The organism is Erwinia endophytica (assembly GCF_009295515.1).
GTDB classification, from domain to species: Bacteria; Pseudomonadota; Gammaproteobacteria; order Enterobacterales; family Enterobacteriaceae; genus Erwinia; species Erwinia endophytica.
In genome coordinates this window covers 25,298-38,134 of record NZ_RQVV01000030.1, presented here as the reverse complement: position 1 = coordinate 38,134, position 12,837 = coordinate 25,298, and the positions used below count along the sequence as shown (strand labels likewise).

Below are 12,837 nucleotides of genomic sequence, written 5' to 3'. Positions count from 1 at the left end.
AAATAGTACAATTACCCTAGAATGAAGTGTGCTCATATCAACCTCCTTGTTTTGAAAATAAATTTTTAACCCTACTGCCAAAAACCTAAACAAAACTGATAGTAAAAAGAGGCTGAGCACATACAACAGTGCAGGAGTTGAACCTGCCCCCACCACCGCTAACCTAAAGTGACCCTATTTCGTCTTTTTTTATCATCTGCAAATCAATGAAAATCATAAGCACTGTAATTATGTCAACATTAATAACAACGGTAAAAATTATTATTTTCAATTATTTATATCATATTGCAGTACGATTTACACACAACAAAACACCACAAATAACATTACAGCAATCTGGCCACCTGTGTACACAGACAAAATACTCTCCCGGAGACTCGGAGTGGTTCAGTATAAATAACCGGTAACTATCAGCATCAGCCTGATATAATAAGGTTTAACCATGCCTGTTATTTCCAACTCTGTTGTCCCTGTTGCAATTTTCAGCATGGATGTCAACGCCCCTTTTTTATTGAACTCATTACCACAATAATTGGACTTTTTGCTATGCAAATTTATTTTTAATAATGATAAAGTTCTTATTGTTTCTCACAGATAAATGGAGGTAAACATGCGTGAGTTAACATGCATTGAGATGAACAGTGTTGCGGGAGCCGATCTTCTGTCAGGTCTTCAGAGTATGGTTCTTGGAGCCACTGCTGCTGGTACCGCTGGTGCTATTATCGGTGGAGTAAATGGTGGTAATGGTGGAGGAATCCTTGGTATCGGTTCAATTGGTCAGTTAGTAGGTATGATTGGTGGTGGACTGATTGGGTTGGTTTCTGGCGGAATCAGCGGTTTGATTGTTGGTTGGGATGATCCTGATACCATAACCTCAATGTGTTTATCATTCTATAATAGTGTTATAGACGGTACTTTCTATGTAGGGCAAACCTCCTCGTCACTACTATAGTGTATTTCTTCATGTTGTAAAAATATGAACAGGGTGGGCTCGTTTACCGAGCTCACCCTTATTTTCATAAGCCAGAGATCATTTCCCTATGGGAAGAGTTAATCGCCAATACTGACAATAAATTAATTTACAGCCCATCTTTATATATTTCTTGAACACTGAATACTCAGATGCTTTACGATTCAATTAACTCGCCCTGTGGCGATAATTCATATATTGATATCTGGCACATCCGCCGAAATGCCCTAAAACTGTTTACAAGAAAAACATAAAACCACATAAATCGGCACAGGCCTGTTCCACTTCTGCTGGAGGGAATGACCCAATCGTTCCCGCAACCGTCGATGTATGTTATAACCCGTCCACCCACGTCAGTGTACACAACTTCACCTCGACGCTATTTTCCAGCATCCGCCTCTGCTTTGTGATGCTATCTGCCATCGTGTTGTCATATGAGTCACCCATGCTGCGGCTCGATGCCAGCAGGGCCACATCATTATCTTGCGGTATAGCAAGCCAAAAAAAACATTATTCATCACCTCATGTCATTATTTTTCGGCTCACTATTAATCCGCTGAATAAAGCGAATATTGCCATAATATCAGTAAAGACAGAATATATGTCTGCCTGTGAGAGGGTCAGGGATTTAAATTTGATTTATCTGTCAGGGGTTGTTAGGTTTAGACTTCTGAAAAAACAGGAGCAACATGTGATTAAACGAATAATTCTCCCTGCAGTTTTAACCACTTTTTGTAGTGCGGTACACGCTGAGAATCTTCCTGGAAAAGGAATTAGCGTTCAACCACTCAAGAGTCCATTAGCCGAAGAAACTTTCCAGACAGAATTAGTCGGCAGAGCACTCAGCCAGTTAGGATATGATGTCAAACCCATTCAGGAGGTTGACTACAGTGTTATTTATACCTCTATCGCTCGCGGGGATGCGACATTTTCAGCTGTCGACTGGGAACCTTTGCAGTCGGAAATGTATCAATCGGCTGGGGGGGATAACAGTTTTTTCCGTGCAGGCCCGTTAATTTCCGGGGCAGCCCAGGGATATTTAATTGATAAAAAGACAGCAGAAAAATACCATATTACCGATATTTCTCAACTTAAAGACCCTAAAATAGCCCGTTTATTTGACACCAGCGGAGACGGTAAAGCCTCTCTCACTGGTTGTGAGCCAGGCTGGGCATGCGGTAATGTGATCAATGCGCAACTCAAAGCTTATGGCCTCAGCCAGACAGCAGAACAAAATCAGGGCAGTTATTCTGCCATGATTGCTGATGTGCTGGCGCGTTATAAAGCCGGTAAACCGGTGTTGTATTATACCTGGACCCCGTACTGGGTAAGCTTTATTTTGAAACCTGGACAGGATGTTGTATGGCTGACGGTGCCTTTCTCCGCGTCACCGGCGGGTCAGCCAACCGAAGATACCCGGCTGCCAAATGGTAAAAATTATGGCTTCAGTGTCAACACTGAGAATATTATCGCCAATAAAGACTGGGCAAATGAAAATCCGGCGGCAAAAAAATTATTCACGTTAATGAAAATTCCGTTACAGGATATCAGCGAACAGAATCTGAGTATGCATCAGGGAAAAGACAGCGAACAGGCTGTTTCTGCTCAGGTTGATGGATGGATCCACGCTCACCAGTCTGAATTTAATCACTGGATAACTGAAGCGAAAAAATCAGCTACCCGGTAATTATTTCATCGTTGGCGCAGTCACTCCGCGCCTCACAAAATCCCCCTTACCACGGGGGGATTTATAAAGGACCACTCCTGGTCTGAATCGTTTGGCAACGTCGCCGTTCCCGGATACTGTTCTCACCATCAAACCCTGGATGGCTATGCTGTCGTTTATATTTAAAACCATAACCAGCAATTTTCGCCGCAAATAATTCACATGGTTTTGTGTGGATAATTAGATTGCCTTCTTTTTTAGCCCACGGCCCGATGGCAGAGAATGTCAGTATCATCCCTCATACAGATCGTCACGCATCGCCTGGATGGCCTCACGGCTCAACATTGCCAACGTGCGATAAAACGCCGTAGTGGCATGAGCTTCAACTTTGCCAAGAAACTGGCCGCACCATGGCAGCAGGTAGTCATCGAACAGAATAATCTGCGCCTGGGACTCATCAGCTTCTGACTGGTCTTCCAGCCAGGAAGACGCCAGCAGTAACGCACCGAAATGATCGGCGGGCACATCAGTCAGTGGCATTCCACGACTTTGCAAAAAGAGACGGACTTCGCTCTCCTGAGGCCCGTTTTCCCAGTGAGAGCCATAAGGCGATACCTTGCAATCACTGCCAACAAACAGCGCATTGTAATCAGCCGCCAGCACCTGCGGATCACTGCTCTGCTGCAGACGTTGCAACAGTTCATCTTGCTCAAGCGGCCAGTGCTGTCGCAGTTTACCTTCGCGTAGCAAACTAAACAGCGGCACCAGCAACGGGTCCTGTGGCTGGCGGTTGTATAGCGAGCCCAGTACCCGGCAGATGATCGAAAATTCATTCATCATTATCTATCCATTCAGAAATTCTACGTGACACTGTCACATATCAGCGAGTTCAATTATTTTTTTACCCGTGCGCCGCGCCAGAAAATCAAGCAGACGACGTGGCGTGACATTTAATATGCGATCTTGCGGGAAATCCACCTCATTAATGATCCGCAGACAGTGTTCAAAGTTGCCGAGCGTAAAAGCAGTATGTGAGTCTGAGCCGCAGGAGAGCCACCCTCCCGCATCCTTTACCGCAGCCACTATTGCACGGCAGTTAGGTTCACTCCCCGGACGGGAATGGGTAAATGAAGAGTTATTCAGCTCCAGCGCCACATCATATTTTGCCGCAGCAGCCGCTATTTCCGGGATATCAACCGGATACTTTGGATTCCCCGGATGACTGATGATATGTACGTTGCCGCTGGCCATCGCCGCAATCATTGCTTCAGTGTGAGTCGCTTTATCACGGGGGGAAAATACCGCTTCGTGGAAACCCGCCACCACCATATCCATCACCTCCAGCATGGGACCAGTACAATCAATATCGCCGTCGGTATTTTTAATATTGGCTTCGATACCGCGCAAAATACCCACACCGTCTACCTGTCGCGGCCAGACACGCATATTAACAAAGTGCCAATAGTGCGGCGCATCGGCCATATCAGGCCCGTGATCGGTAATCGCCAGCAGTTTCACGCCACAGATTTGCGCCTGCTGAATGTAATCGCGCAACGTGCTGTAAGCGTGAGTGCTGGCGATGGTATGCATATGAAGGTCAACGGGGTACATAACATTCTCCTGATGGCAATTGAGGCAAGCATAGCATCCCTGCGCCAGATTGATTTAATAACCCCGCACCAAATCCACACGCCCGGCAGGCATTTCACCCGATTCGCGCTGTCTGATGGCGCTGGCGATATAGTCCATCGCATCGTCAGGCAAAGCGACTGCGGCATTATGCGGAGTAATAGCGATATCAGGATGCGCCCAGAAAGGATGCTCTTGCGGCAACGGTTCCTGGACAAAAACATCCAGTGCCGCGGCTTTAATCTCCCCCGCCGCCATCGCCGCCAGCAAATCGTCTTCCACCAAATGTGGCCCGCGAGCAAGGTTAAGCAGAAAAGCCTGCGGTTTCAGTTGGCTCAACAACTGACGATTAAGGATGCCGACGGTCTGCAACGTATTGGGAAGCAAATTGATCAGCACTTGTGTGCCAGAGAGAAATTCCGCTAATTGCTCCTGGCCATAAAAACTGGTGACGCCGGGCAGATTTTTTGGCGTACGGCTCCAGCAACGCAGCGGGAAGCCCCATGGTTTCAGACTTTCCGCCACACTTCGGCCCAGCACACCGGCGCCAAGAATGCCAATGCTGAACGCATCACGAGAATGGTTACGCAAGTGCTGCCACCGCGCCTCACTCTTCTGCTGCTGATACTCATTAAAGCGACGGAACCACCCCAACACATGATAAACCGCATATTCCTGCATCTGCCGTCCCATACCGGTATCTTCCAGCCGAAACAACGGCACGCCCGCTGGCAGCATGTCCGGATGGTTACGCAACTGTGCAAGAATATCATCCACCCCGGCCCCCAGAGCAAAGACCCCCTTCAGACCGCGACGGTTCTGCAACATCGCGACAGGCGGCTGGCGAACCAACGCGTAGTCGGCTGGCGCATCATCACCCGGGCTCCAGACACGTACACGGGCCTGAGGAAGACGCTGTTGTAAACCGGCTATCCATTTATCTGCATTAAAAAAAGGATGATAAAAAATGATGTCCACCGTGCTCTCCTGTTTTTTCCTTTCAGGCTCAGGGAAAAAAGTGCGGCTGGCAAGTAAAAATTGTTGTGATGCCAGGTTGTATTGCCGCACTGGCGGGCGCTAATCACCTTACGTTAATCATGTATCATGATATTTTCATTTTGATGACCGGCATTTTGTCGATTTAAGCAGCAATCAGCTTTAAAACTGGCTAAGCGCGGGAAAAAGTGAAGAAAAGGTATTGACCGGCATCGCTCTTTTCCCTACATTAGCGCCCGTCAGCAACAGGGTTGCGACAACAATATGGTGAGGTGTCCGAGTGGCTGAAGGAGCACGCCTGGAAAGTGTGTATACGGCAACGTATCGGGGGTTCGAATCCCCCCCTCACCGCCATTTTCAGAGAGAAAGCCTGAGCGAAAGTTCAGGCTTTTTTTATGTCTGTTTTCCAGCAGAAGACGCGTGAGAAACCCCGTTAAAGAACGACGCCCAGCGTTAGGTGGGGGCACAATAAAAATCACACTCGGCGTGAGCGATGATTCAGGTCACTATCGACCATCTTCTCGACAAGAAAATCAATCAGCACCCGGCATTTCAGCGGTAGAAACCGATTGGGGTGGTCGAGTACCAGGCCATACCGTAATAAGACGTCATATAATCCCATTGCGGCAACACCTCGATTATCTGCTGCGCGGGTACGTTGTTCGCTTTCTTTACACAGAATTACGCCATCAAGCGCACTACGCCGCCCGCCCCTCTCCGCTCTACTGATGAGAACCGAGCCGCTGTTTGGCGCACTGTGGTTGCCGGAATCATTAACCCTGGGTGGATTACTGATTGTCGCCACCTCAATGTGGGCCGCTCGCCCACACGGAGCCAGAACACCGGACATCAAAGCTGTGACAGCCATTGCCGCTGTCCAGGTGAACACTACCGCCCCTGATCACCCACGTTAGACGCAAAAAAAGCCCGAATTCACATCCGGGCTTGATTCTGACCGATAAAGGTTTAGCCATAGGCCAACAACGTACGCTGGCACAGCGGTGAACGCACGCAGTCTTCTTTACCAAAACGCACCACGCCAACCATGTCGTCCTCCTCGAAACGAGCCAGGGCGTCGCTGAGACCAGACGGTACATGCGCAGGCAGATCACACTGAGTGATATCGCCATTGACGATAACCGTGACATTTTCCCCGAGGCGAGTCAGGAACATTTTCATTTGCGCCGTGGTCACATTTTGCGCCTCATCCAGGATAACCACCGCGTTTTCGAAGGTACGCCCACGCATATAGGCAAAAGGCGCGATTTCCACCTTACCGATTTCAGGACGCAGACAATACTGCATAAAGGAAGAACCAAGACGTTTAACCAGAACGTCATACACCGGCCGGAAGTACGGTGCGAATTTCTCTGAGATATCCCCAGGCAGGAAGCCCAAATCTTCATCCGCCTGCAGCACCGGACGCGTGACAATAATCCTGTCAACATCCTTATTGATCAAGGCCTCGGCCGCTTTGGCGGCGCTAATCCAGGTTTTACCACAACCTGCTTCGCCGGTAGCGAAGATCAGTTGTTTACTTTCTATGGCGTTAAGATAGTGCGCCTGAGCTTCATTACGGGCTTCAATCGGCGAGTGGTCGCGTGTATCACGCGCCATGCCAATAGAGTCCAACCCACCCATCTGCACCAGCGAGGTGACCGATTCTTCTTCACGCTGACGATGACTGCGTGAATCGCTACGAAGCACACGTTTTGCTTCACGACGAGCTTTGATCACTGCTTTCTGTCTTCCCATAGTGGCACCTTACAGTTGGTTTCATTTCCCGCATCCTGATAGTGACGCGATTACGTGAACGCTTTAGAGGTTTTGTTGGCTCCCTTTTAAGCCTTGTCTGGCCGTTGAGAATGATACACCGCACCGTGCAAACGCTGCCGGGTACCGGATGATGACACTGGATTCAATGAACTGGACGCTGGAATGTAAAAGAGAAGATAAAGTCGTCGGGGCTATCAGGCCCTCGCAGGAAGAAGCGATATATATATTCTGACGCTGTTGTCCGTTAAAGGACTTTACCATTCGCGATCTCCGTGCTGAACACTGGATAGCTACTAACATCTGTTACGAATAAAATGCAACAGATCCAAACCTAAATGCAACATCAATTTTTGTTTTCGACCGGCAAAAATAGCAATACCCAGAGGCGCCACACCCGGATAAAAATAAAAAAAACATTAAAATCAATATATTAATATATTTACTTTATACTGAAATATTTAGGAACATTCGTAATTATTGCTGTTAAAACGCGTCTAATGACCTATTTACCTCCTTTCCAGCCTCCCGCTCAAGACGCGAACGGGAGGATAAAAAAAGCGCTTAAGCCTCGATCAAAGATTGACCAATATAATGTTTATCATCAGGAACACCCGGCAGAACAAAAAAGTAACCGCCGCCGACCGGTTTGATATATTCTTCAAGCGCCTCGCCATTGAGTCTTTTTTGTACCGTCAGAAAGCCTTTTTCTAAATCATGTTGATAACAGACAAAAAGCAGTCCCATTTCTAACTGGCCGGCATTTGAAACTCCCATGGAATAACTGTAACCACGGCGCAGCATCAGGCTATTTTGCGTCTCCGGTGTACGTGGATTCGCCAGACGAATATGTGCATCCAACGGTGTGATATTACCCTCAGGATCACTGGCATAATCCGGTACATCACGCTCGTTCGCCATCCCCAGAGGCGCACCGCTGTCTTTCTCCCGCCCGAAGATGGTTTGCTGTTCCTGCAATGGCGTACGATCCCAGAATTCAACATGGAACTGGATAACACGTACCGCCTGATAGCTGCCGTTCACCGCCCAGACGGGTTCCCCCTGCTCCGCCGACACCCAAAGAATTTCGTCCATCAGTGACTGATCGCGGGTATCGGGGTTAGCCGTGCCATCTTTAAACCCCAGCAGATTAATCGGCGTCTCTTTACCTTTGCTGCGCGCAGCATGGTCAGAAATAAAACCTTCCCGCCGCCAGCGGACACTGAGCAAATCGGGCGAATGCTTGATGATATCGCGCAACGCGTGGATCACCGTGTCATTGCTGTTGGCGCAGATTTGCAGCAACAGATCGCCGTGACACAAACTACTATCCAGCGCGTCATTGGGGAAGCGAGTCATCTGCTGGAGCTTCAGAGGTTTGTGCGCCTGCAAACCATAACGATCGTCGAATAGCGAATGTCCAACCGAAACGGTAATCGTCAGGTTATCCGGGTAGATATCATCACCTAAAATACCGGAGTCCATGGGCGGAAGCTTAGGATTGCTGACCGGTGGCGCTTTGCCCCCTTTGGTCAGGAAGGCGATACGGTTATCCAGCAACCGGAACAGGCGTTCCAGGTCTGCTTTGTCCGTGGCCAGCACATCGAATGCCACCAGCATCATTGACGCCTGTTGCGGTGTAATAATGCCGGCCTGATGCCGGCCATAGTATGGTTGTGTCTCCTGCCGGTCATTCGGCGGCAACGCACCCGGCGAGAAAGAACGATTATCTGAGGCGGCATGTACCGGACAGCCGCCACCCACTGCGAGGGCACCGCTGAGGATGCCCATTCCTTTCAGTAAACGACGACGCGAAGCGCTCTGCGCATCGTCAAAAGATTGCCTTGCCATAACAATTAATCCAGTCCCAGCGTACCACGCAATTTAGACAAATCTTCCGCCAGAGTGGTGATCGGGCCTTTCAGCGCCGTGCGGTCAGCATCGGTCAACTTGTCGTAAGACTCATAGCCTTCTTTGGTACGATATTTAGAGAGAATGCCGTCAACTTTCTTGAAGTTAGCGTCAACTTTCGCCAACAGCGCGGCGTCATCTTTTTGCAGCATCGGGCGCAGCAAATCGACAATTTTCTGCGCGCCATCGACGTTAGCCTGAAAATCAGACAAGTCGGTGCGGCTGTAACGGTCCTCTTCACCAGAAATTTTACTGGAGGCAACTTCTTCAATCAAACCAGCGGCGCCGCCAACCACCTTACTCGGTGGGAAAGCCAGCTCACTCACCCGTTTTTGCAACTCCAGCGTATCCGTATTCAGCCTATCGGCATACTCACTCATGCCATCGGTGCTCTTATCACCAAACAGCGCTTTTTCCAGCCGGTGCCAGCCGGTGAAATGAGGGTCGGCGGCTTTTTTCTCATAATCATCTTCACGGGCATCAATGCTGCTGTCGAGGTCAGAGAATAACTCAGCGATCGGCTCGATATGTTCATAATGGCGTCGGGTTGGTGCATACAGCGCCTGAGCTTTGGCGAGATCGCCCGCTTTCACCGCATCGGTAAAGGCTTTCGTTCCGGCAACCAGTTCAGCCACCTCATGGGTCACGTAGGCTTTGTATTCGGTAATCGGTCCTGCCAGTTGCAGCAGATCCTGCTGACCATTTGACGGACCATTGCTCCCTTTCACAATCAACTTGCCTTTCGGGTTGCTCAGCAGACCACAGGTCATGTCGTACTCACCCGCTTCCAGATTAGCCGTCAGTTTCTGCGTAAAGCCTGGCGCGATATTCTCACGCTCTTCCACCACCATCACCCCTTTCAGTATTTCCCATTCCAGCCCTTTCTGGCTGTTATTCTGGATGATGAACTGCGTTTTCCCGGCGTTAACCGTCACGGTCATCGGTTCACACTGTTTGTCGTTTACGCTGATTTTAACCTGCGGAATATCCGCAGCCGTCGCCGCAGAGCTGGCCAATAACCCCAGGAGTGCAATGGTCAGTACCGACTGACGAAAATGAAGAGTCATAGTGTTAAATCCCTGTGAAAAGAGTTCAGCCTGCCCAATGGCAGGCATCGATAACGGCTTAACGCGAAGCGCGCATCGCCGCAGCCTGGGAACGCGCTGGCATAAAGAACAGCAACAACGCAGGCACTAAATAGATAAACCACACCGCCACTTCGCTGACGCTGGGGGTTTCCTGATAACCGAAAATGCCTTCCAACAGCGTCCCCACCAATGTACTGGTGGAGAGCGAATGACTCAGATCGAATGCCACGGTCTGAAAATGATTCCACAACCCGGCTTCATGGAAAGCGCGGATAGCCCCGGCCGCCAGGCCTGCGGCGACAAAAAGAATAAACAGGCTGGTCCACTTGAAAAATGCGGCCAGATTCAAACGCACACCGCCCCAGTAGATAACCATGCCCAGGACAATGGCGGTGAGCAGTCCCAGTACCGCGCCGACAGGCGGCGCAATGCCCACATCCTGCTGAAACGCCGCCAGCAGAAAAAACACTGACTCCAGTCCCTCACGCGCCACGGCGAGAAACACCATCATGATCAGCGCCCAGCCACTGCCCTTGCCTTTCTGCAATGCGTTGTCCACGGCGTCTTCCAACTGCGCCTTCACATTGCGTGAAACTTTGCGCATCCAGAACACCATGTAGGTCAGGATACCCACCGCAATCACCGCGACGATTCCCTCGAACAATTCCTGCTCTTTCTGCGGAAACTCACCCGTTGTTTCATTGATGAAATAGCCCACCCCCAGACACAGAGCGACAGCAACAAACACCCCAATCCACATGGCGCCAAACCATTCACTGCGCTGCGTGCGCTTCAGGTAACTGGCTATCAAGCTGACAATCAGCGCGGCTTCCAGCCCTTCGCGCAACATAATGAGAAACGGGACAAACATGCCAACACCCTCAAGAGTGGAAAGAATTTAGTTCAGGTAAAGAAACGTAAATCAAAACGATACCGATTATCATTATCGGAGAAGAAAAAACAAGTAGGCTGGCGGGTATTTTCGTGTTTTGCCTGCCGGACGAAGACGGTGGTGAGCTACATGACAAATTCAGATGGGGGAAAACGGCGAACGGGAATAAAACAGAGAACACGACCTGGGGGATCAGGAATGACGCAATCTTTGAGCGGTCTTCCCCTGCAACTCCCTTACGGGCCGTGCAAGACGGCCCGCCAGGATTAATGTGTGTTAAATTCAGCTTCTGCGGCGGCAAAACGTTGCTGTGCCGCTGTTGAAGGCTCACGCCCCAGCAGACTGACCAGTACAATCACCACACTGGCAAACAAAAAGCCGGGGATGATTTCATACAGACCCAGCCACGCATACTGTTTCCACACCAGCACGGTCATCGCGCCCACCACCATCCCTGCCAGTGCGCCATTACGGGTCATGCGTTTCCAAAGTAGCGAGAACAGCACCACCGGGCCGAAAGCAGCGCCGAAACCAGCCCAGGCATAACTGACCAATCCCAGCACCCGGTTGTTCGGGTCAGATGCCAGCAGAATAGCGATAATCGCAATCAACAGCACCATTGCACGCCCTACCCAGACCAACTCTTGCTGGCTGGCGTGCTTACGCAGGAAGTTTTTATAGAGATCTTCAGTCAACGCCGAGGAGCAAACCAGTAACTGGCAACTGAGAGTCGACATAACCGCCGCCAGAATAGCAGACAGCAGAACCCCGGCAATCCACGGGTTGAACAGGATCCGCGCCAGTTCAATAAAGACGCGTTCGCTGTTTTGCGACACACCAGCCGCCTGCTCCGGATGATTCTGGAAATAAGCAATGCCGAAGAAACCCACTGCAACCGCGCCGGAAAGACACAGGATCATCCACGTCATGCCAATACGACGGGCCGTATGAATGGAATGGTGAGAATCTGCCGCCATAAAACGAGCCAGAATATGTGGCTGACCAAAGTAGCCCAGTCCCCAACCCAGCAATGAAATCACGGCAATAAAATTCAGATTCTTCAGCATATCGAGGTTTTCAACGCTTTTCGCCTGGATAACCGCCAATGAATCGCCAAGTCCGCCGACCGCGATAATCACCATCACTGGCGTCAGGATCAACGCGAAGATCATCAAGCTGGCTTGCACGGTATCGGTCCAGCTCACCGCCAAAAACCCGCCGACAAAAGTATAAATAATGGTTGCCACGGCACCAACCCACAGCGCGGTTCCGTAGTCCATGCCGAAGGTGCTTTCAAACAGACGCGCCCCAGCAACAATACCGGAAGCACAATAAATAGTGAAAAACACCAAAATAATCAGCGCAGAAATCACCCGCAACAACTTGCTTTTATCCTCAAAACGGCTGGAGAAGTAGTCCGGCAGCGTCAGGGCATTGTCATGATGCTCGGTTTGTACACGCAGACGACCAGCAACAATTTTCCAGTTAAGCCAGGCCCCTAACGTCAAACCGATAGCGATCCAGCTTTCAGAAATGCCGGACAGGAAGATAGCGCCAGGCAACCCCATCAGTAGCCAGCCACTCATATCGGAGGCGCCTGCGGACAGTGCGGTGACCAGGCTCCCCAGACTCCGGCCGCCGAGAATATAATCATCGAAGTTTTTTGTTGAACGCCAGGCAATAAAACCGATCAATATCATGCCGAGGATATAAATACTAAAGGTCACCATCATCGGTGTGCTTACTGTCATTCAGTTTCTCCATTTATTATTGTTAACATGCCGTCACCTCGGGGACGGTGCCACAGGATCGTTGCTGCCCTCCCTCAATCCGCAATGGGATATCCTGCCGTAAATCACCATTCGCCATAAGTGATTTAACATATAAATCACATCCATTTCACCTGTCATTG

11 protein-coding genes and 1 tRNA gene are annotated in these 12,837 nt (G+C 49.9%); 3 read left to right on the top strand and 9 right to left on the bottom strand.

The window, feature by feature from the left end; genetic code table 11:
• Positions 1-610: 610 nt before the first annotated feature.
• A complete protein-coding gene (locus tag EH228_RS09915; RefSeq protein WP_152321512.1) occupies positions 611-952 on the top strand; it encodes a colicin V synthesis protein in 342 nt (113 codons plus the stop codon).
• A 463-nt stretch (positions 953-1,415) separates the two neighbouring features.
• Positions 1,416-2,657 carry a glycine betaine/L-proline ABC transporter substrate-binding protein ProX gene (gene proX, locus EH228_RS09910; protein WP_275065360.1) on the top strand — a complete coding sequence of 414 codons (1,242 nt, stop codon included), beginning with the start codon at positions 1,416-1,418 and terminating at the stop codon, positions 2,655-2,657.
• A gap of 270 nt (positions 2,658-2,927) precedes the next feature.
• Here proX and EH228_RS09905 read toward each other — a convergent pair whose 3' ends face one another.
• From EH228_RS09905 to ghrA, 3 genes are read right to left on the bottom strand one after another with little or no spacing between them, the layout of a single operon-like run.
• Positions 2,928-3,473, bottom strand: a complete 546-nt coding sequence (locus tag EH228_RS09905; protein ID WP_152321536.1) for a TorD/DmsD family molecular chaperone — start codon at positions 3,471-3,473, stop codon at positions 2,928-2,930.
• Between the two features lie 36 nt (positions 3,474-3,509).
• Positions 3,510-4,247: a phosphatase gene (locus tag EH228_RS09900; RefSeq protein WP_152321511.1), complete on the bottom strand. Its 738-nt coding sequence runs from the start codon at positions 4,245-4,247 to the stop codon at positions 3,510-3,512.
• A gap of 54 nt (positions 4,248-4,301) precedes the next feature.
• Positions 4,302-5,243 (bottom strand): glyoxylate/hydroxypyruvate reductase GhrA, encoded by a 942-nt coding sequence (gene ghrA / locus EH228_RS09895; RefSeq protein WP_152321510.1) that lies wholly within the window; start codon positions 5,241-5,243, stop codon positions 4,302-4,304.
• A gap of 284 nt (positions 5,244-5,527) precedes the next feature.
• Between ghrA and EH228_RS09890 the strand changes: the two genes are divergently transcribed.
• Positions 5,528-5,615: transfer RNA gene (locus EH228_RS09890), tRNA-Ser, on the top strand.
• Between the two features lie 121 nt (positions 5,616-5,736).
• Here EH228_RS09890 and EH228_RS09885 read toward each other — a convergent pair.
• From EH228_RS09885 to putP, 6 genes are all read right to left on the bottom strand, one after another.
• Positions 5,737-6,129, bottom strand: a complete 393-nt coding sequence (locus EH228_RS09885; RefSeq protein WP_152321509.1) for a hypothetical protein — start codon at positions 6,127-6,129, stop codon at positions 5,737-5,739.
• Positions 6,130-6,227: 98 nt separating this feature from the next.
• The gene (gene phoH / locus EH228_RS09880; protein WP_152321508.1) at positions 6,228-7,016 is read right to left on the bottom strand and encodes a phosphate starvation-inducible protein PhoH; all 789 of its coding nucleotides are present in this window, start codon (positions 7,014-7,016) and stop codon (positions 6,228-6,230) included.
• A 582-nt stretch (positions 7,017-7,598) separates the two neighbouring features.
• A complete protein-coding gene (gene efeB / locus EH228_RS09875; RefSeq protein ID WP_152321507.1) occupies positions 7,599-8,885 on the bottom strand; it encodes an iron uptake transporter deferrochelatase/peroxidase subunit in 1,287 nt (428 codons plus the stop codon).
• Positions 8,886-8,890: 5 nt separating this feature from the next.
• Complete coding sequence (gene efeO / locus EH228_RS09870) at positions 8,891-10,012, bottom strand: iron uptake system protein EfeO (RefSeq protein WP_152321506.1); 1,122 nt, start codon at positions 10,010-10,012, stop codon at positions 8,891-8,893.
• A gap of 58 nt (positions 10,013-10,070) precedes the next feature.
• Entirely contained in the window at positions 10,071-10,904 is an 834-nt protein-coding gene (gene efeU / locus EH228_RS09865; protein WP_152321505.1) for an iron uptake transporter permease EfeU, read from the bottom strand.
• 287 nt (positions 10,905-11,191) lie between these two features.
• Positions 11,192-12,676, bottom strand: a complete 1,485-nt coding sequence (gene putP, locus EH228_RS09860; protein WP_152321504.1) for a sodium/proline symporter PutP — start codon at positions 12,674-12,676, stop codon at positions 11,192-11,194.
• Positions 12,677-12,837: the final 161 nt, after the last annotated feature.

What these genes read in the sequence shown, in the direction of transcription:
- proX (WP_275065360.1), top strand. Translation starts at nt 1,416, where the DNA reads ATGCTGCGGCTCGATGCCAGCAGGGCCACATCATTATCTTGCGGTATA.
- EH228_RS09905 (WP_152321536.1), bottom strand. Translation starts at nt 3,473, where the DNA reads ATGAATGAATTTTCGATCATCTGCCGGGTACTGGGCTCGCTATACAAC.
- EH228_RS09900 (WP_152321511.1), bottom strand. Translation starts at nt 4,247, where the DNA reads ATGTACCCCGTTGACCTTCATATGCATACCATCGCCAGCACTCACGCT.
- efeU (WP_152321505.1), bottom strand. Translation starts at nt 10,904, where the DNA reads ATGTTTGTCCCGTTTCTCATTATGTTGCGCGAAGGGCTGGAAGCCGCG.
- efeO (WP_152321506.1), bottom strand. Translation starts at nt 10,012, where the DNA reads ATGACTCTTCATTTTCGTCAGTCGGTACTGACCATTGCACTCCTGGGG.
- efeB (WP_152321507.1), bottom strand. Translation starts at nt 8,885, where the DNA reads ATGGCAAGGCAATCTTTTGACGATGCGCAGAGCGCTTCGCGTCGTCGT.
- putP (WP_152321504.1), bottom strand. Translation starts at nt 12,676, where the DNA reads ATGACAGTAAGCACACCGATGATGGTGACCTTTAGTATTTATATCCTC.
- phoH (WP_152321508.1), bottom strand. Translation starts at nt 7,016, where the DNA reads ATGGGAAGACAGAAAGCAGTGATCAAAGCTCGTCGTGAAGCAAAACGT.
- EH228_RS09915 (WP_152321512.1), top strand. Translation starts at nt 611, where the DNA reads ATGCGTGAGTTAACATGCATTGAGATGAACAGTGTTGCGGGAGCCGAT.
- EH228_RS09885 (WP_152321509.1), bottom strand. Translation starts at nt 6,129, where the DNA reads ATGGCTGTCACAGCTTTGATGTCCGGTGTTCTGGCTCCGTGTGGGCGA.